General features: G+C 53.3%; 16 protein-coding genes. 10 read left to right on the forward strand and 6 right to left on the reverse strand.

Going from position 1 to position 20238, the window contains the following annotated elements; translation table 11 throughout:
• The first annotated feature begins 8 nt into the window (after window positions 1–8).
• The 3 genes from ACFQUU_RS03455 to ACFQUU_RS03465 all read left to right on the forward strand — a co-directional run bounded on the left by ACFQUU_RS03455 (window position 9) and on the right by ACFQUU_RS03465 (window position 2970).
• Entirely contained in the window at window positions 9–794 is a 786-nt protein-coding gene (locus tag ACFQUU_RS03455; RefSeq protein WP_382242690.1) for a glutathione S-transferase family protein, read from the forward strand.
• Window positions 795–827: 33 nt separating this feature from the next.
• Window positions 828–1619, forward strand: a complete 792-nt coding sequence (locus ACFQUU_RS03460; RefSeq protein ID WP_382242693.1) for an SDR family NAD(P)-dependent oxidoreductase — start codon at window positions 828–830, stop codon at window positions 1617–1619.
• Between the two features lie 127 nt (window positions 1620–1746).
• On the forward strand, window positions 1747–2970 hold the full coding sequence (locus ACFQUU_RS03465; RefSeq protein WP_382243366.1) for a branched-chain amino acid ABC transporter substrate-binding protein: 1224 nt from the start codon (window positions 1747–1749) through the stop codon (window positions 2968–2970).
• A gap of 243 nt (window positions 2971–3213) precedes the next feature.
• On the opposite strand, the gene ACFQUU_RS03470 is transcribed toward ACFQUU_RS03465, so the two are convergent.
• Both ACFQUU_RS03470 and ACFQUU_RS03475 read right to left on the reverse strand, forming a co-directional pair.
• A complete protein-coding gene (locus ACFQUU_RS03470; protein WP_382242695.1) occupies window positions 3214–3639 on the reverse strand; it encodes a DUF3830 family protein in 426 nt (141 codons plus the stop codon).
• Between the two features lie 95 nt (window positions 3640–3734).
• Window positions 3735–4439 (reverse strand): GntR family transcriptional regulator, encoded by a 705-nt coding sequence (locus tag ACFQUU_RS03475; protein WP_382242698.1) that lies wholly within the window; start codon window positions 4437–4439, stop codon window positions 3735–3737.
• An 812-nt stretch (window positions 4440–5251) separates the two neighbouring features.
• Between ACFQUU_RS03475 and hydA the strand changes: the two genes are divergently transcribed.
• The 5 genes from hydA (at window position 5252) to ACFQUU_RS03500 (ending at window position 11341) form a co-directional block, all read left to right on the forward strand.
• Window positions 5252–6688, forward strand: a complete 1437-nt coding sequence (gene hydA / locus ACFQUU_RS03480; protein WP_382242701.1) for a dihydropyrimidinase — start codon at window positions 5252–5254, stop codon at window positions 6686–6688.
• A 171-nt stretch (window positions 6689–6859) separates the two neighbouring features.
• Window positions 6860–8197 carry an MFS transporter gene (locus ACFQUU_RS03485; RefSeq protein ID WP_382242704.1) on the forward strand — a complete coding sequence of 446 codons (1338 nt, stop codon included), beginning with the start codon at window positions 6860–6862 and terminating at the stop codon, window positions 8195–8197.
• 33 nt (window positions 8198–8230) lie between these two features.
• Window positions 8231–8728, forward strand: a complete 498-nt coding sequence (locus ACFQUU_RS03490) for a nucleoside deaminase (RefSeq protein WP_382242707.1) — start codon at window positions 8231–8233, stop codon at window positions 8726–8728.
• Window positions 8729–8835: 107 nt separating this feature from the next.
• Entirely contained in the window at window positions 8836–10374 is a 1539-nt protein-coding gene (locus ACFQUU_RS03495; RefSeq protein WP_382242710.1) for an amidohydrolase family protein, read from the forward strand.
• Between the two features lie 229 nt (window positions 10375–10603).
• Window positions 10604–11341: an aspartate/glutamate racemase family protein gene (locus tag ACFQUU_RS03500; RefSeq protein WP_382242713.1), complete on the forward strand. Its 738-nt coding sequence runs from the start codon at window positions 10604–10606 to the stop codon at window positions 11339–11341.
• A gap of 359 nt (window positions 11342–11700) precedes the next feature.
• Here the strand turns inward: ACFQUU_RS03500 and ACFQUU_RS03505 are convergent, their stop codons facing one another.
• The 4 genes from ACFQUU_RS03505 to ACFQUU_RS03520 all read right to left on the reverse strand — a co-directional run bounded on the left by ACFQUU_RS03505 (window position 11701) and on the right by ACFQUU_RS03520 (window position 16669).
• Window positions 11701–12792 carry a porin gene (locus tag ACFQUU_RS03505; RefSeq protein ID WP_382242716.1) on the reverse strand — a complete coding sequence of 364 codons (1092 nt, stop codon included), beginning with the start codon at window positions 12790–12792 and terminating at the stop codon, window positions 11701–11703.
• Window positions 12793–13083: 291 nt separating this feature from the next.
• Window positions 13084–13929, reverse strand: coding sequence for a phosphatase PAP2 family protein (locus ACFQUU_RS03510; RefSeq protein WP_382242719.1), 846 nt, complete (start codon window positions 13927–13929; stop codon window positions 13084–13086).
• Window positions 13930–14140: 211 nt separating this feature from the next.
• Window positions 14141–15307 (reverse strand): M20 aminoacylase family protein, encoded by a 1167-nt coding sequence (locus ACFQUU_RS03515; RefSeq protein ID WP_382242722.1) that lies wholly within the window; start codon window positions 15305–15307, stop codon window positions 14141–14143.
• A 27-nt stretch (window positions 15308–15334) separates the two neighbouring features.
• Window positions 15335–16669 (reverse strand): DUF3100 domain-containing protein, encoded by a 1335-nt coding sequence (locus ACFQUU_RS03520; protein WP_382242724.1) that lies wholly within the window; start codon window positions 16667–16669, stop codon window positions 15335–15337.
• 103 nt (window positions 16670–16772) lie between these two features.
• Here ACFQUU_RS03520 and ACFQUU_RS03525 point away from each other — a divergent pair, with 103 nt between their 5' ends.
• The gene (locus ACFQUU_RS03525) at window positions 16773–17747 is read left to right on the forward strand and encodes a LysR family transcriptional regulator (protein WP_382242727.1); all 975 of its coding nucleotides are present in this window, start codon (window positions 16773–16775) and stop codon (window positions 17745–17747) included.
• Window positions 17748–18780: 1033 nt separating this feature from the next.
• Window positions 18781–20184 (forward strand): tyrosine-type recombinase/integrase, encoded by a 1404-nt coding sequence (locus ACFQUU_RS03530; RefSeq protein WP_382242730.1) that lies wholly within the window; start codon window positions 18781–18783, stop codon window positions 20182–20184.
• The last annotated feature ends 54 nt before the right edge of the window (window positions 20185–20238 follow it).

Consider the following 20238-nt stretch of genomic DNA (forward strand, 5'->3'; position numbering starts at 1 on the left):
GAGGAATCATGCAAAGCCAAGAGAGCAGCAACGCAATCAGGATCTTCAGCATGTGGGCGTGCCCCTATGCACAGCGAACCCGCATTCTGCTGGACCTGAAAGGAATCTCGTATAACGTGGTCGAAATAGACCTCACCAAACCGCGGCCGGCATGGTTCCTGGCATTGAATCCAAGTGGGAAGGTACCGGTCCTCGAGCATGCCGGGCACGTGCTGAATGAATCGAGTCTCATCAACGAATATCTCGATGAAGTCTTCCCGGAGATTCCGGCGCTACCTCGTTCCCCTTACGAGCGATTTGTCGCGCGCACGCTGATTGAATTCTGCAATTCCCGCTTTGCCCCTAACATGTACCGCGCGTTAATGGAGCAGGACGTTGACAGACGTTGGAAGCTGCAACGACAGGCGGCGGACGACTGGATTGCTCTTGAAGGTCTGCTGGTTCGATTTGGCGCACGGCCGGAGCATGTATTCGATCAATTCGGCATGGTCGAGCTGACTTACGCACCGTTCTTCGAGCGCTATGTGCTGAATGAGCATTACTGGGGATTCGATCCACTGAAACAGCCAGGCCTGAGCTTATTAGGCCGTTGGCGTGACGCTGTCCTGAGACATCCATCGGTAAAACGCACAGGCATGTCGTCCACCGACTACATCAAGCTCTATGAAGACTATGCCTATGGTTATTCCAACGGAAAGGTGCGCGAAGGACGCGCGATAAGCAGTTTTGACCTGAGTGTTCCGCTCGCGGATCGGCCACTTCCAGCTCGTCGGGTCGATAGTGCTCTCCCATAGCCTCATCTATATGCAACGTAAAGGACATCCAACGTGACTGCACGCAAGAGATTCGAGAACAAGGTTGTGCTTGTAACGGGTGCTGCGAGCGGATTAGGTGCTGCGCAGGCATTGCGCTTTGCGCAGGAAGGCGCTCGCTCCGTGGTCCTGGCCGACATTGAACAGGACACGGTGAATGCAATATCACAACAGGTTGAACAAGCCGGCGCAGAAGGTCTAGCCGTAGCGCTCGACGTGTCGCAGGAACAAGCCTGGCTGGACGCACTGGAAGCCATTGAAAGGCGTCTGGGTACGCTTGATGTCATCGTAAATAACGCCGGAATAAGCATACAGCGCACTTTCGCCACCTGTACCCTGGAAGAATGGAACCGAACAATCGCTGTAAATCAGACGGGCGTTTTCTTGGGTATCAAATACGGAGCGGCATTCCTGAAACAACATGGCGGCGGTGCAATCGTTAACATTTCGTCAGCGGCTGGTATGACCGGGTATTTTTCTGCGGCTTATGCGGCATCTAAATGGGCAGTGCGCGGGATGACGAAGTCGGCGGCGATGGAATACGCCGATGCGAACATCAGGGTCAATTCAGTCCACCCCGGCTTCGTATGGACACCAATGACCGAGCCCGTCAAAGACCGTGTGAACGAGTTCAGGACAGTCATTCCTGCTGACCGTATCGGTGAGGCGAACGAAGTTGCCGATGCAGTCTTGTTCCTGGCTAGCGACGAAGCAAGTTACATCAACGGAGCTGAACTCGCCGTCGACGGTGGGCTGGTTGCCGGAGGAGGGCTGCAACGCGTGGCAAAGCAGCTTGGAATTCTCTAACACCTCGGCAGACCAATTTGGCGCACATATTGGTTAGTTTCTCCTTGCAGTTTTACAGCGAAGGGTTCATCCCTTCGTCCGGCTTATCTTCACTATGAGGAATTTTATGATTAAGCAGACTCGTTCAATGGTTATCGGCGTCTTCTCTGCGGCATTGATGGTGGCAGCGCCGACGCAAGCGGCAGCGGTCAAGATTGCATTTATCGATCCACTATCCGGCCCGTTTGCGCCGGTAGGTCAGAACCTGTTGCATAGCTGGCAAATCGTTGCGGATGCTGCGAACCAGGGCAAGTGGGCAGGGGATAACACGATCGATATAGTTGGATTCGACAACAAGGCCAGTCCTCAAGAATCGCTAATACAGCTTAAGGCGGTCATCGACCAAGGGTATCGCTATATCGCTCAGGGCAACGGCTCCGGCGTGGCAGCGGCACTGATCGACGCAATCAACAAGCATAACGAACGCAACCCGGGTAAAGAGGTCGTCTTCCTGAACCATGCTGCGGTCGATCCTGATTTAACCAACAGCAAATGCAGCTTCTGGCATTTTCGCTTCGATGCGAACTCGGACATGAAGATGGAGGCGCTGACCACCTACCTTGCCCGGGACCCCAAAATCAAGAAGGTCTACATCATCGGTCAGAACTATGCGCACGGACATCAGGTGGCACGCGCGGCAACTGACTATCTGAAGCGGAAACGGCCTGATATTCAGGTCGTCGGCAACGATCTTCATCCTATCGGCCAGGTAAAGGATTTTTCGCCCTATGTTGGCAAAATCAAGGCGTCCGGCGCAGATGCAGTAATCACTGGAAATTGGGGTGCCGATCTTTCGCTTCTGATCCGGGCCGCTAGGGACGCATCGCTGGATGTCAACTTCTATACCTATTATGCCAATGGAACCGGTACGCCAACTGCGATGGGAGCCAGCGGCGCGGAGCGGGTTAAAGTGGTCTTTAACTGGCACCCGAACAACCAAACCTTCTCCGGAAAAGAGATCGTCGAATCATTCAAGAAGAAATACAACGACGATTACTATCTGATGCCAACCTATAATGGCGTCGCCATGCTTGCCAAAGCGATTAAGGATGCCGGCTCGGTAGATCCGGTAAAAGTTGCCTTCGCGTTGGAGGGGATGAAATTAAAAAGCTTGAATGGTGAAGTAGAAATGCGCAAGGCGGATCATCAGATTCAACAGTCCTTGTACATCATGAACTGGACAAAAGTTAACGGCAAAGACGTGAAGTTTGACCAGGAAAATACCGGTTATGGATGGAAGACTGAACATAAGATTGAGCCCTATGTTTCAACCCAACCCACCTCATGTCAAATGAAGAGACCGTCGCTATAGGATTAATGGCACGAACTTGCTGTTGGAAGGTATGGGGTTCAGAGCATAGGCTATCCATGTCATGCTCTGTGCCACCCGAAGTAAGTAGTTAACCGGTTGAATCCATCGGCACTAATTTCGGAATACGGTCAATTGGTGAGTCGCTACTTGCGCCATCGATACTACATCGAAGCAGATCGTCTGGCGCAGTAACCACAACATCTGCTGAGGATAATGAGTCGAGCGCAGGTGACGTTACCGGATCTAGGCTAGTTCGAACAGAACGTCCTGCGCGCCTTCCCAAAGAACCTTTGAACCAAGGGTTCTTAGCTTTTCTTTCCCCTCGGTGATGGTCAGGAAATGATTTCCCGCCAATTGGCCCATCTTGCTAGAAAAACTGCAGCTCCCATACGCCAAGATAATTTCGGTTTCACTAAAGCCACCCGGATAGAACAGGAAATCGCCGACAGATGGATGGCTGGTATGGTTTTCAAATCCGACTTTTACTCCATCGTTTTCAAGCTGAAGCTCTCCAAGCGGAACCCAGCATCCTTCTCCGCTCCAGCGAACATGAATCAGCTTTTGCTTGTACGGAAGTAGTCCAATAAAGGCGGATACGGTATGAGGAGCATCTGGATGGGTTTCAGCCATAAACTGAAGGGAACCGACTGTGATGCGAATTTGCGGCATGGTGGATTTCCGAATGACAGTAAAAGCCCGATGTAGATACGATCTCGATACGTGCGGTCCCGATTCTGGCTTTTGTCAGACCAAAACGTCGATCATTAAGAAAAAATGTCCTGAATATCGATTTCGGCGCGATCATTCGCTTCGAAATTCAACGCACCTTCAATATGCTGAAGGTGCGTCAGCATCAACTCTGAAGCACGTACACTGTCTTTGTCCTGGATCGCATCAACTAGATGACTATGCTCGTGACATGAGCAAGCAGGTGCGCTAGGTTTGTCATACAGCGTAATAACCAAACAAGTAAGTGGCGCTAGCTCACGCATCATTCGCGTAAGGATTTCGTTGTCGACCATCTCTGCAACGAGCACATGAAACTCACCAGATAGGCGAATGATCGCTGGACGGTCATTGGTCTTGCGCGCTTCCTCTTCAAGTCGCACATGCTTGCGCAACGCGCGAACCTGCGCTGTGGTTGCCGTGGCTGCCAATTGCTTGGCCATTTCGGGCTCAATCATGCGGCGGACGACGAAGACATCGCGTGCTTGCTTAATAGTGGGGCTAGCGATAAAAGCCCCCCTGTTCGGAATCAGTTCCACCAATCCCTCGTGCGCAAGCCTATTCAAAACAGTCCGAATCTTGGTCCGGCTAACTCCAGATATTTCAGCCAAGCGCTCTTCAGTCAGCTTGGTGCCAGGTGCCAATCTATTCTCAAGTATTGCTTTTTGGATACGCCCATAGATCTCTTCATTAGTGAAGGGCGTTTTACGCGTTACCGTCGCAGTTCCGGCGCTGTCTGTCATGCGGCTCAACCTAGTCTTTCGTGACTCATATCAATTGTGAATGATAATACACTTTGCTTGACGATTGCACACAATCTCAGTCAACAGTTTTAGTCTGTGACCTCAGCATGTTAGTTTGCTGCTTTTAACTTCGGCGCACTAATACAGGAGGTCTCATTGGGCATATACCCCGACATGCTTCAGAGCGTTGCCGCGCCCGGTTGGTTGGTCGAATCTCTCCATTGACTTGGAAAGCATATCCGAAAGAATCATGTGCAATGAAATATTGGATTGTATACAAATTAAGGTCATTACAAGTCCAACGGTCGCGCAACGCGATGAATCGTCGAGATTTAACGTCTTACCGTAACAACTCCATGATGTTTCGTAAGCTCTTATCAAATGGCAATCGCCCATATGAAATACAATTTCAAATAAAATTGTACACAATTATAGAAATTGTTGTGTAATAATGATCTCTAGCTACGAAGTGCTGCGCAAAGAGCATAGGCAAGAAGCCTAGGCGAAACCGATGCATTTCGACATTTTTTAAGTGGATGTCAGCAAATATGCGGGCGGCAAGCCGCCTATGCGGCGAAAAACAAAGGCGCCAGCGGTGATGGATCAGCAGAACTTGTAAAAATATTTGTATACCATTCAAATATTTATCGTATACATTGAGGTTTGCAAGCGGCTCAATAATCGGGGGATTTATGTTCTTGGCGCTAGAGCTGATCAGGAAAGCGCCAATAAACAAGCGCTTAAGCTGCGCAGTTAAAACGTTTCTTTAATTTGCTAGACCTTCCTCTATGACATCTGAAGAAATGTTAATAATGAAAGATAAGCAAGCCATGCCATCTGACAACAATCTGGATCTGGTAATTCGTAACGCCGAAGTCGTCACTGCATCCGACCGCTTTATCTGCGACATCGGTGTACGCGATGGAAAAATCGTGGCATTGGGCCAAAGCCTAGGGAATGCAAAGGAAGAGATCGACGCTAGCGGCATGCTGGTTTTGCCGGGCGGAGTCGATGCTCACTGCCATTTGGATCAGCCAATGCCGGATGGCATACGAATGGCGGATGATTTCTTCACTGGCACTCGAGCTGCGGTATGTGGCGGTACTACTACGGTGATCCCATTTGCCGCTCAGGAAAAGGGAGGTTCGTTGAAGGAAGCCGTCATGGACTACCACCGTCGTGCAGATGGCCGTGCAGTTATCGACTACGCCTTCCATCTTATCGTTGCGGATCCTACTCCCGCTGTTTTAAATGAAGAGCTTCCTGTTCTTATCCAAGAGGGATTTACCTCTTTCAAGGTCTACATGACCTATGACGACCTCAAGTTGTCAGACCGAGAGATGTTGGAAGTGCTTGATGTCGCACGCAGGCACAAAGCGTTAGTAATGGTGCACGCCGAAAACGCTGACTGTATTTCATGGCTTACCGAGAAGCTTATTAATGAAGGTAATATTGAACCTCGCTTCCATGGCTTATCACGCCCATCCGTAGTCGAACGCGAAGCAACGCATCGGGCTATCTCTTTCGCGGAGCTTGTCGATGTTCCAATTTTGATTGTCCATGTCTCCGGTAAAGAAGCCATCGAACAAATTCGTTGGGCGCAAGGGCGAGGATTAAAGATTCTCGCCGAGACTTGTCCGCAATATCTGTACCTGACTGCGGAGGACATGGGACTGCATGGCGATCATGGATATGAAGGGGCGAAATGCGTTTGCAGCCCCCCACCTCGCGATCCAGAGAATCAAAAGGCCGTTTGGCATGCGTTGGCTAATGGCGTTTTCTCGGTCTTCTCGTCGGATCATGCGCCATTCAACTATGACGACCCGAAGGGCAAGAAGCTGGGCGGCGAAGCACAGCCGTTCAACCATATCCCGAACGGGGTGCCCGGTATCGAGACTCGACTTCCTTTGCTGTTTGACGGTGTCAGGCGCGGCAAACTCTCGCTGCATCAATTTGTTGAACTGACCGCTTATAAGCCAGCAAAGATCTACGGACTTTACCCACGTAAAGGAACGATTGCAGTGGGTGCCGACGCCGACATCGTGCTGTGGGATCCAAATCGCAAGGTACGCATTGCGAACAGCTCCCTGCATCATGCCGTTGATTACACACCTTACGAGGGAATCGAAGTGACCGGTTGGCCGATGACAACCCTTTCCCGGGGTGAGGTGATAGTGCGCAACGGCGAGTATTTGGAACCAACAGCTGGACGTGGCAGGTTTCTTAAAGCAGGCCAACCAGAGCTGTAATCACAATTTGATGCAGGACTGAGATCGGACTCTGCTCAACAGGAATAGCACATCTGGTGAGCCGTCGTTAAGAACGGTACCTATTCCTTGAAAGATAGCGCCCTCTCTTCAGGAAGCAGATTTCATTTTAAAGCTGGTGACTATATAACCAGGATTACAAAGGAGATGGAGATGATGAATGCAAATGAAATAAGTATTGGTGGCTCCAGTACTTTAGTCTCAAGAAATTCCGAGAGACTAGATGCCGTATATGCCAAGGTGATGTGGAGAATCGTCCCGTTTCTCTTCCTGACCTTTGTGATGGCATGGATTGACAGGGTCAACGTAGGCTTTACCAAGCTGCAAATGAATGAAAGCCTTGCTTTTAGCGAGACGGTCTATGGTCTGGGTGCTGGCATATTCTTTATCGGCTACCTGTTGTTCGAAATCCCTAGCAACCTGGCACTTGAGCGTTTCGGAGCAAGAAAGACAATCTCCCGAATTGCGGTAGGCTGGGGTTTGTGCAGCATCGGCCTGGCCTTTGTCACCACTCCTACACAATTTTATGTCCTTCGCTTCATTTTGGGAGCTTGCGAAGCGGGCCTGTGGCCAGGAATTGTGCTCTACGTTACATATTGGTTCCCGACAAGCCGTCGGTCAAAGGCGTTTGCCTTAATCGGCTGCGGATCTTCGATGTCGGGCATTATCGGCGGGCCCTTGGCAGGCTTTCTCATGGTAAGAATGGACGGCGTCCAAAACTGGGAAGGTTGGCAGTGGGTTTTCTTCCTTGAGGGAGTTCCGTCTGTTCTCTTAGGTATCGCTGCAATATGGGCCCTCACTGACCGCCCACACCAGGCACATTGGTTGAGCGCTGAAGAACGGGAATTGCTTGCAGCTGATCTCGCAAAGGACGCTAGCGCCAGTGGCAAACGTGAACACTCGTTCTTCCAGTCATTAAAGAACAAGACCGTGTGGCTCTATATCGCCATCTACTTCTGTATCATCATGGGGCAGTCGACTCTCATTTTTTGGGCTCCGTCCATGCTTAAGGAAGTTGGCATCACAAGTCCGGCAACCATTGGCTACATCATTTCCGGAGTCTTCCTGGTAGGGATCATTGCCGTGATCGTCAATGGCATTCACTCTGACCGTGCCAAGGAGATCAACAAACATTGTGGACTCGCTGTACTGGTAGCAAGTCTGGGATGTGCGCTTCTGGGGTACTTCCTGATGCTGGGTTCACAATGGGTCATCCTTGCCATGTGCATCGCTCTGCCTGGAATCCTTTGTTCTATTCCAGTATTCTGGCAACTTCCCAACAGGGTATTAGTGGGAACGGCCGCCGCCGCAGGGATCGCGATGATCAATTCGATCGGAAATCTATCTGGGTTCTTCGCACCGGTAGTACTGGGTACGGTAAAAGACGCTACGGGGCAGATCTATCACGTTGTTTGGGCGGTTGCAGTCATTCTTGCAATTGGCGGCACGCTTACTCTGCTCGCAAAGCGACCCTCCCGGGAAAACGCATAAAGTGATAACGAGACTTTCGAGAGAGGATGCGACATGAGTCCAGCAGAATTTGACAAACATAATCACTACATGGACACCGTCCTGGCACTATGCGCTGAAGCCGATAACCGTGGCGACTGCCCTGTAGCGTCGGTAATCGTACGAGATGGCGAGATTATTGGACGTGGGTCAAACCGCCGTGCCACGGACGGAGACCCAACCGCCCATGCTGAAGTAGACGCTATTCGCGACGCAGCGCGTAACTCAGGATCTCCCGATCTGTCGGGCGCCACACTGTATTCAGCAATGGAGCCGTGCCCCATGTGCTGCTGGGCAATCAAAGAAGCGGGTATTGGCACCATTGTCTTAGGCGCGCGTCATGCTGGCATGCGTCGCATTGACTACGGAGACTACTCTGTGGAAAAGCTGATTACGTTGACCAAGTCTTCACTGACAGTGATTGATGGAATCAAGGTGCAAGAATGTGAAGCTGTCCGACGAGCATGGAAGCATTGGGTAGAGCCGCCACGGGGGAACGAAGACAGATCGTAACGTTTTTGGCGGCGATCTGGTATCTGATCGCCGCAACGTTACTACCCGGCGGCCCGGATCACTATTGATACGTCTTTTAGGCTTAGACACTGTGGGGGAGAAGTAGATTGAAAACTATCGTCCGTGGACGGTCATTGATTAAGCGCGCTGTTGACAGATATTCAGTCGAAGAGATTCACAACGGTGCATTACTTCAGGAGAACGGAGTAATTAAAGCGATCGATACTTTCGCTAAGCTACGCGAAGAGTATCCTGATGCCGAAGTCATTGGTTCGGGCAATGAGATCGTCATTCCGGGTTTCGTCAATGCTCACCACCATGTCGGCTTGACCCCAGTTCAGCTCGGGTCAAAAGATATGCCGCTAGAGCTCTGGTGGATCACTCGGATGGTGTTTCGAGATATCGACATCTACCTTGACACTCTCTACTCCGCCTTCGAAATGATTGCCTCTGGCGTCACCACTGTCCAGCATCTGCATGGCTGGATACCAGGCACGCCTGAACACCTCCTGGCTAAATCCACCGAAGTTCTGAAAGCGTATCAAGATATTGGAATGCGTGCGTCGTACAGCTATACGGTCCGTGATCAAAACAGGTTGATGTATCAACCTGATGAAGCGCTGACTGCTGCATTGCCACCTGAACTCCAAGGGCCAATGAAAGCATGGTTTGCCAGATTCAAGACCGACTTGAATGCAAGTATGCAGTTGTTCCGCCAACTCTATGATACTTACCATTCAGATGGAAAAATAAAAATTCAACTTGCACCGGCTAATCTGCATTGGTGCACGGACGAAGCGCTCGAAGCATTTTCTGAGACATCCAAAAAGTACAATGTTCCGATTCATATGCACCTTGTCGAAACGGCCTATCAGAAAGAGTATGCAAAGCGCCGCGGCGGTGGTAGCGCTGTAGACTATCTAGATCGTTTCGACCTACTGAGCCCGCGTATGACATTGGGCCATGGCACGTGGCTTTCAGAAAAGGACATTGAACATGTTGCTAGTAAAGGTGTTTGCGTCTGCCATAACTGTTCGTCTAATTTCCGCCTTCGGTCAGGTATCGCTCCGCTAAATGCTTTTGAAGCACACGGAGTCAATACTGGGATTGGAATGGATGAAGCTGGTATCAACGACGACCGTGACATGCTGCAGGAAATGCGATTAGTCCTGAGGGCGCACCGGGTTCCTGGCATGGTTGATGATGACGTTCCGACAACCGCTCAAGTCTTCAGAATGGCGACGTCTGGCGGGGCAAGAACAACTGCGTTCGCCGACTCGATTGGTACTCTGGAGGTCGGAAAGGCCGCGGATCTCGTATTGCTTGATTGGGATCAGATTGCTTATCCTTACCTGGATCAAGACACATCAACGATCGATGCATTAATCCAGCGTGCAAAGACCCAGGGCGTAAAGCTGACGATGTGTGGGGGAGAAGTGCTTTACCAGGATGGCGAATTTACCAAGGTTAATCGCGCGGAAGTCTTGAAACAAATCCATGAAAAGTTGAACGTACCATTGACTGAAGCTGAACTCGCTCGACGTGCCCTCTCAAAAGGAATCTTGCCGTATATCCGCGATTTTTATAAGGACTACTTCGACAAGGCCAGTCACGAGCCTTTCTACCGAATGAATTCGCGTGTTTAAAGGCCGGCATACAGTTCGAACCACCTGACCTTGGCTTGAATTACCGTTATGGTGTTGAATTGAGGGCCATTCCATACTGTGCATTGCTCAGTGCGTGTAATCACCACAACGTTTTTGGAGGGATCTGTTCTGAATGCATGTGAGAGCACCCACGCGACTGCTAATTGCTCCGCCGTTGCCCAGTAACGTATCCGAAGATTATTGATTTTTCGAAATATAGAAAAACGAAATGAAATTGCTCATTGTTAATCCCAATATAAGCACGTCCGTAACGGATTTGATTGAGGCTGAAGCACGTCGTACAGCGTCGCCTAACACGACGATCACAATGGCGACGGCTTCGTTTGGGGTTGCCTATATCGAAACAAGGTTCGAAGCACTGGTCGGTGGATACGCGACTGCATGTGCAGCCGCTGATCACGCAGGTAATTTCGATGGGCTCATTGTTGCCGCCTTTGGCGATCCTGGGTTGTCAGGGCTTAAGGAACTCTTCGACGTTCCGGTGGTTGGGATGACAGAAGCTGCGCTAGCCAGTGCATGCCTTTTAGGACAAAAATTCTCAATTATCGCGATCTCGCATAGGATCACAGCATGGTATCGCGAGTGTGTCGCAGCAAATGGGCTGTCATCGCGGTTGGCCAGCGTTCGTTCTCTAAACGATCCTTTGCGAGATATCGGCAAGGTGCAAGAGGACCATGAAGTCAGGCTCCATGAACTCTGCATGCAAGCGGTGCGGGAGGACGGTGCGGATGTCGTTATCGTAGCTGGCGCACCACTTGCTGGCATTGCGCGATCGCTTGCAGGTCGAATTCCAGTGCCCGTTGTCGACGGCGTAAGCAGTGCAGTCCGCCATTGTGAATCACTGGTATCACTTCAGCCCGGGAGTCGGAAAGAAGGAAGTTTCTCCCGACCACCGATCAAGCCAAACATCGGACTCCCTGAGAATCTGGCAAAGCTTCTCCGATAGGCACCAGCCTGCAGTGACTACAGCATCGGTAGGACTAAACAATTCTTAAAGGCGGGAAACGGATCAAACTGACGAACGAGCGCCTCGGAACGCAAATTCAGCAAGTGGCGTGAGCGAGAGGTAACAAATGCCGACTGAAATGGGGTAGGGCGAGTAAGACCACGGTGCTAATGTGATGGCAAGAAAAAGCCGTGATCACGAAGACGGCCACGAGGCAGTAGAGAACATGTCATGCTCTTGAAGGAAATAGACACGGGTTGAGAAAGCTTGACCGGCAATGATCAGGTAGCGGCGGCGCATTGTTGCGCCACCGCCATCTTATAACGGCGCAGGCGACTTTCGTCGTGTCATTCCCTTGCTCAGAAACGGTGATTAATGCCTACCGAAACGCCGGTCTGTGTTACACCGGGCGCCGTCGTTGGAAGAAAGAAGATACCGCGGCTCCACTTGTTCCTGTCGATTTCCGCGTAGAGGCTGGTACGCTTGGACAATGCGTACTTCGCTTCGATCATATAGAAGTCCGATTTTTCCTTGCCGGTCGGACGCGTAGCGCTGACAGCGCTCGACACTTTGGTTTGATAGTACGCACCCGTTAACGTAAAAGCAGGTGTTATCTGATAACTCAAGCCTCCCCACGCGCTCTTGATCTTCGTATCCACTGTCGCCGTTTCGGCCTTGTCATTGTTATAGCCCAGCGATATCCGTACAGGACCGATGCTGTACGCGGCACCTACGGTGTATGCCTGTTTGTCGAAATCGGCCGCGGTTTTCTGCTGCGTGTAGGCGCCTCCTGCGGACAGCGGACCGCTGGCATACCTTAGGCCAACAGCTTGCGCAGCGCCGGTGCGTGTGCTGCCCGCCACCTCGCCGAACGCGTATTCGGCACGTGCGGTAACGTTGCCGAATGTGCCGCTGTATTGCACGTCATTGTTAAAACGCGCGCAGCCACCGCCGGTAAGAGGCAGACAACCGGACGAGCCGGGAGAACCGGGCGTGACCAACGCCAGTGGAATGAGACTCGAGTACTGCATCCGGAACGGATCATAGTCCGTCATGGTCTTGAAGGCGACACTGTACTGGCGCCCCATATCAAGCGTTCCCCATGCCCCTCCGACACCGACGTAAGCAGAGCGATTGAAGAGTGAATTGCTGTCGGAAACAGCACCCGTGTCAATGCTAAACCCGCTTTCCAGTACAAAATGGGCGTTGCTCCCTCCGCCCAGATCTTCCACGCCCTTGAATCCAATCCGGCTGCCGTTAGCCCAGCCGGACACCATGCTCCACGTATTCCCGCCCGGGGCCCCACTGGTGCGCACCGAGCCGAGCGGATTTATCTGGCGGCGCATGCTGACATCGGTGATGCCATAGATGGTGATCGACGCTTGTGCGAAAGCTGCGCCGCAAAAGCTTGCTGTCACGGCAAATGCGAATAGTGACTTTTTTGTTTGCATGAATATATCTCCAAATGGTCGAACACATCGACCACAATGTTGTAGTTGTTCGATGAAGGTGGTTTGCTGTTATAAGGTGTCGCCGGGTTGCGGCAAGCTGAGGGACCGGCTGTTCCGGGTTGGGTCGGACCCTTGAAGGTGACCTGCGGCTGATGGTCGCTGGTCATGAGAAAAAACAATACCCCTCCAAGGCGAGCCACCAGTTGGTGGCTCGCGCATGGCTACTTAGCTGCTATTGGGGTTGAAAGTGAGCGCCTGGGCGCTCATCTATGAGTCAAGCTTAGGCGTGCATCATTTCCGCTCGGGCATGTTCGTCGCACCGGCTGCGTTCGGTCCGCAGTCGGGCGCAGGTTTGACGCCGTGCGCCCGCGCATTGTCGATTTCGGCCTTCGCTGCCGCCAGCTGTGTTCGGAACACCGGATCGGCATGCAGCCGCGCTACCGCCGCCGAACCGACCAGGCGGCCCGTATCCACATCGCTTTGCCAATGCACGCCGCAAATCACCCGGCTTTGTCCGAAATCACGGCCGCGCGCGAACAGCGCATCGGCCCGGTCCGGCGCGATCTCGGCGAGAATCAGTGCCCACGCCCAACCCAGGGCCGCATGGCCGGAAGGATAGGATCCATCCTTGGACAAATGCGCTTCTGCCTCTGGCGTGCAGCTTGCGTCTTTATGCATTGCGAAGGGGCGCGTGCGCTGGTATTTGTTCTTGGCCGCATAGGTGGCCAGTCCGGCATCGGCAAGGCTGCGCCGCAGAAGCATGTTGAGATGCGGCGTCGCCTCCTGCGAGATCGCCACGCCCAGCGTGCAGGAAAACGCTTCCGCGGCTTTGGGAAAGGTCAGGACCGCATCCTGGGATGCAAGCTGCCAGCGTGGCGTGCCGCGCTCGGCGCGCGTCACACGGTACGCTTCTTCATCGGCGGCGAGAGCGGCAGATCCGGCTGCCGGCGGTGGCGGCAGAAGTTTCAGGCTGTCGGGCAAATCCTTGCTTGGCAGATAGCCTGCCAGATATCCCGGCCGCCTCTCGCCTACTTCTGCCGGCGAAGTGGGAGGCACCGGGACACTGCTGCATCCGGCGGCCAGCAGGCAAACCAGTCCCGCCAGCATCGTGCGTCCCGTACGACCTGCATTTTCCATGTTATGTTTTGTGCACAGCATATTGAATACTCCTCCAGTTAGTTTTTATGGGTGGTTCTGAAAACAGATTGGGCTCGCGCGGGAACAAGTTGCGCATTTTGGAAAGCACCCGGTACTGCCATGCGACCACTGCCACGGCACGCAACACAGCAGCGCGCCCGCACGGCTAGCAAAAATGTGATGCCGACGGCCGAGAACATCAAAGCCTCTGTCATGCCGCGAGCTCGTGCTTGACCAGTGCTACCCAGTAGGCGGCGCCGAGCGGCAGGATCGCGTCGTTGAAGTCGTAATACGGGTTGTGCAGCGGATAGTCATTCTTACCCTCGCTCGCGCCGATACCGATGTAAGCCCCGGGGCGCTTCTGCAACATGAACGCAAAGTCTTCCGAACCCATCGCGGGCTTGATGTCGGTATGGACATGGTCGCTGCCGACCAGACTCGCAGCGGCAGCCACTGCTGCGGCCGTCTCGGCTGGGGTATTCACCACGCCAGGGTAGCCGCGCCGATAGTCGAGCTCGATCCTGGCGTCGTTCATCTGCGCCAAGCCAACGCAAATCTGGCCCATCATCGCCTCGACCTTGTCCTGGACCGCAACGTCGAGCGTGCGCGCGGTGCCGCGCAGCACGACGTTTTCCGGCACCACGTTCCAGGTATCGCCACCGTGGATCTGCGTGACGCTGACCACCGCCGACTCGATCGCGGAAGTGCGACGGCTTACGATCGTCTGCAGTGCATTGACGAGTTGCGCCGCAATCACCACCGAATCGATCCCGGTTTCGGGCATCGCGCCGTGGCAGCCTTTGCCAGTAATACGGATCTCGAAGGTGTCGAGGTAGGCGGTCATGGTGCCGGCCCGGATCCCGAACTGGCCGCGCGGCATGCCGGGGAAGTTGTGCATGCCGTACACGGCGTCGGCCGGGAATAGCTCAAACAGACCGTCTTCAACCATCTTGCGACCTCCGCCTTCGTTCTCCTCGGCGGGCTGGAAGATGAAGCGCACCGTGCCCTTGAACGGCTTGTGGCGCGCCAGGTGCGCGGCCGCGCCGAGCAACATCGCCGTGTGCCCGTCGTGGCCGCAACCGTGCATCTTGCCGGCACAGGTCGACTTGTGTTCATGGTTGCCCAGCTCCTGCATGTTGAGCGCATCGAGATCCGCGCGCAAGGCGATGCTGGGCCCATCGCCATTCTCAAGCGTGCCGACCACGCCGGTACCGCCTAGTCCGCAGTGCACGGAAATGCCCATTTGTCTAAGGGCCTGCGCGACGATGTTCGCCGTGCGATGCTCCTCGAAAGCGGTTTCTGGATGGGCGTGGATATCGCGGCGCCAGGCCAGCATTCGGGCACAGATATCTTCGGCGATTTCAGGGTCACGGTACATGTGGCTCTCTGTCAGCGGTTTGAGGAATCAATGGAACAATTCGGCGATCAACGTGGCGCCGAGGAAGGTGCCGGCGGTCGCGCTGAGCGAGACCACTACGATGCGCCAGCCCAGTTGCCGGAACAGCGGCAAGTCTTTGGCAGCCGAGAAGCCAGCCATGGCGAGCACCGGCGTCGTGAATGCGAGGAAGTTGAGTTTGCCGGTCAAGGCGATGACGGTGTCGGAGAATGGGAATAGGCCCGGAACGCCGACTGCCGTGGCCACAATCGATAGCACAAGCACGAGCGGCATCTTCGGCATCAGGCGCTTGGCGACTTCGACAATGGAGACGATGACAATAATGATCGCCATGCCGATCAGCGACTGTACCGGCTGCACCTGGAACGAGAGCCAGTTGCCAATCATCGCGCCTACAGCCATTAGCGCCCACGATATGGCTTTGTCGGCGAATGGCAGGTCCCTTATTTCGACTTCGGCACCGGCCGCCGTTGCAACTGCCTGAGCGGATTTGCGTTTCGAGAAACGACCCAGTACTGGCTCTAACTTGCCATAGAGCCAAGAGGCAGTTGGCAGCGACAGGAACAGCGTGAAGTAAAAGCCAAGCACTAGTGTCATCAGGTTCGACGCTGCAGCAATGGCAGTTAGCTCCGGCACCATGGCGGCCGGCTGCTGCGCGGCGATCGCACCGATGGCGGCGGCCATCATGCTGCCCGAGCCGACGCCCGCACCCATGGCGAGCGAGCGCGGATCGAAGATGTGCAGGCTAGTGACGAAGCCGGCGAGCAGCGCGATGAATAAGGCGCCGAGCACCGTACCGGTGATGTATTCAGCCAGCACGCCGCGACCTTCAGGCGAGGCCATGCCGTACTTCTCGCTGATGATAACCAGGTTGCCTTCACGGCCGACCGAGAAGGTAGCCCCAACTGCTTCCCGCTTGACGCCGAGCAGCAGCGCCAACGGCAATCCGAGCGCGAGCGTGCCAAACGCGTGACCAAATTCCTGAAACAGCAGCGCCCAACCGGCTTGGCGAACCAGCGGCAACGTGCCGCCGACAGTCAGACCAAGCTTCACGATGAACAAGAGCAGACCTGCATTGAGCAGGCCGCCGGCATAGGACTGCAGACTGGCAGTGATGCGCACGGGCGCCGGTACATAGCGTTGCACGATGCCCCAAGTCGCTGCGATGAGCAGTGCCCAGAGCATTGGCAGCAACACAACCTTGCCGGGGCCCAGCTTGAAATTGCTCGGGCCGATGGCTTCGGCCAATACGACGACGATTAGCGCCACCATGAAAAGCTTGCACTTACCAGTACCGGTGGTATTGGCGGGCACGGCAGGCAGAGCTGTGGTCGTGGTGGTCATGGGTGTCTCCAAGAAGGTTTTGTGTCAAACGACCGTCTGTGGGGGCCGGTGAGGGCTTCGATTTGGTATGCAACTAGTTTCAGAGAAGGAAGCCATTGCGTCAATGATCGGAAAAGATGTTTTTTGCTGCAAAAAAGGCTACACTCAGCGCCTGTGCGATCTGGAGGAGTGCATGAGCGACACGTTGGAAACGCGACGGATGCGTTATTTCATGAAGGTAATTGAGTGCGGATCGGTACGCGGTGCGGCCGATGAATTAAACATGGATCCATCCGCGCTCAGCCGCGCCATCGCAACCCTGGAGAAGGACTGTGGCGTCCGGCTACTGGATCGCCATGGCCGCGGCGTGGTAGCCACCGATGCCGGGGCGCTGGTCGCCGCTCATTTCCGGCGTCAGGAAAACATGAATCAGCAACTGCTGGCGCAGTTGAACAGTCTGCAGAAAGGCGAGAGCGGGCACATCGATATTGTTGCCGGAGAAGGCTTCGTGGATTGGTTGATGCGCGACGTGATGAAGGAGTTCATCGCCGGGCATCCCAACGTCACGCTGGCCCTGGACGTAGGCAGCACGGACGAGATCGTACGGCGAGTCGTGGACGAGAGCGCCCACATCGGACTACTGTACCAGCCGCCGCATGACGATCGCTTGCGTTCGCATGGTTCTCATTCCGGTCCGATTCAAGCCTTTGTGCTGAAGGGGCACCCACTTACGTCGCATATCGGGCCGCTCAAGCTCGCTGATCTGCTGCCCTATCCAGGCGCCACGCTACATCGGAGTTTCGGCGTCAGACAGCATGTCGAAGCAGCCGAGGTCAGCGAGGGAGTTCGGCTCAACACGGTGCTCACCACAACCTCCTTTAACGCGCTCAGTCTTTTTGCAGCGATGGGAACAGGCTACGCTCTGACCACTCGCGTCGCTGTTCCGCAAAATCTGCTGGACCACATGCTCGTCGGGCTGCCGATGCAGAACCCGCTGTTGAGCGAGGGGCGGTCACACGTCATAACACGGCAGGGGAAAACACTGTCGCAGGCAACTCTGGAATTGCTCTCTCATATCGCGCGAGCCATTACGAGTTGAGCGAACGCCACGCGGGGAGGCTCAGCGCTGCGCCTGTGACTCCAGCGCAGGGCTGGCGAGTATCAGAAAAATGGTGCATGTCGACGCACTTATTCACGAGCATCGGCAAGGGCGGCAGACGTACATACAAATCAACTTGGCTGCAATTTTTCGCGTTCAGTTTCCGCGAGCATATCATAGCTACATGCGCCCACATCTGACACGCGTAATTGTGGTTCGCTTTCACTTCTTTATCTGCCATCTTTTCGATAATGATGGCAGCATGCTGGGATGATAGATAGACGTGGGTAAGGGTAGCCGATTTGGGTGGGCACGAATTTGAATTTGTTTTAAGTAAGGCTTGGATGTAGGCTTCTCCGTAGCTGCTCGCTGCCTCATGCGCAGAGCACGAGCATGCGGCACGGCAGATATCCAGCCTACCCTCTACGCCGTCATTTGGCGGGCAGGGAACTTGCGGCAGTAGAACCCATCCGGTGTATCACCGCCAAGCGCGCTGAAAGGATGTCGACGATTGTAGAACTCCAGATAGCGCCCGATCCCGGTCTTTGCACGCTCACGGCTTGAGTGGTTTCGTCTTGTCCTCTTGCTTCTGTAGTCGGCCTTTCGACTACGAGTGTGAAGCAAAGCTACAACTTATCCTACTTCCGAGTTTTCGGCGCCACCTCTCCCGCTCGTCTTCAGTTAGGGATAGCTTAGCGCTTGATATTTCCCTAACTTCGGGGTGGTTTGTATTTATTCTCACACCAAACGCCGCAAAGCAAAAAAGCCGTACAAGGCGGCTTTCCGTAAGTCTTTGATTCAATTGGTCGGGGCGAGAGGATTCGAACCTCCTACCCCTTGCACCCCATTTAGGTTTATTAGCGTCCGGAATCATTCTAATCTTTCCGAGGATATAGTAATAAGAGCTTAATATTCATGTAGTTATGTCGGAAGGTTGTCCGAGATCGTCCAATAAGATACACTACAAGCCGATCAAATTGTGGGGGTAAATGTGGGGGTAAATTCACTTATTCCCTACCTCTTATATCTGTACATGACTAAGCTAACTGACCGGAGCCTTAAATCTATAACTGCCGACTTGGACGGCCAAAGAATACGTGATGATGGCAACCTATATGGCCGTATCCGAGCCAAATTGGGTGGTGATGTTACCGTGTCGTTCTACTACCGTTATCGTCTGTCGAACAAATCAAAAGATTTTTCATGCGGTACGTGGCCTAAATTTAGCCTGTCCCAAATTAGAAATAACCGAGATCAAGCACGAATGCTTATCGGACGCGGTATCGATCCCGCAACGCAAAAGAAAGTGTCTCAAGAAGAGGCGAGGGCAGTTGTTGCATCCAAACTTGCAGAAATTAAACGCCAACAGGAGGAAAGTCGGACTCTTCAAGACTTATTTAATGCATGGATTGCCGATGGAGTGCGCCGTAAGGATTGTAATGCAGAGTTAATACGATCTTTCAATGCGGATGTGCTGCCAAAAATTGGCGACAAGTACGTTAGAGAGATAACGGAACATGACCTGCGTCGCGTGCTTCGTGACATGGTTGGACGTGGTGTTAACCGTACGTCCGTTGTTATGCGAAATAACCTCGCGCAGATGTTTGGGTGGGCTGAAAAGCGACAACCATGGCGAAAGCTACTCATTGAGGGTAATCCGGTCGATCTAATTGAGATCGACAAGATTGTCAGCCCTGACTATGACTTGAACAATAGACGTGATCGAGTTCTTGCAACGGACGAAATCAAAAAATTAAACAGTGCATTCAAACGTATGCAAGATGAGTACGACGCTTCTCCAAATCGGCGAATTGCGTTGCAGCCGGTCGAGCAAACAGTGCAGCATGCGGTTTGGATTATGCTTTCAACACTGTGTCGAGTAGGCGAATTGTCAATGGCGCGATGGGAGCACGTCAACTTTGAGACGGGGGAGTGGTTTATTCCGAAGGCGAACGTAAAAGGTAATTTGAATGATTTCAATGTGTATCTTTCTGACTTCGCGAAGGAGCATTTTGTTAAGTTGTATGCATTGACTGGGGCTTCAGGTTGGTGTTTCCCAGCCCGTAACAAAGAAGGCCATGTAAACGTCAAATCGATGAGTAAGCAGATTGGCGACAGGCAGGCTATGTTCAAAGTTGATCGCGATGGACGTCCACGGAAGGCGATGAAGAATCGGCGTCACGATAATTCTTTAGTTCTCAGTGAAGGAAAATATGGATCATGGACGCCGCACGATCTACGTCGGACAGGCGCAACGATAATGCAAAGCTTAGCTGTGCCTCTTGAAATCATCGACCGATGTCAGAATCACGTGCTATCTGGAAGCAAGGTGCGTCGACATTATCTTCTACACGAATACGCCAAAGAGAAGCGGGATGCGTGGCAAAAACTTGGTGAAAAGTTGAATATCGTCTTGAGGACTAATTTTACTTGCTGACTAATTCACGGTTCCGTCCGAATGAAACGCTGACCATGTTCTCGCTGTTCCGGT

Source organism: Herbaspirillum sp. GCM10030257, from assembly GCF_042666555.1.
Lineage (GTDB): Bacteria > Pseudomonadota > Gammaproteobacteria > Burkholderiales > Burkholderiaceae_D > Noviherbaspirillum.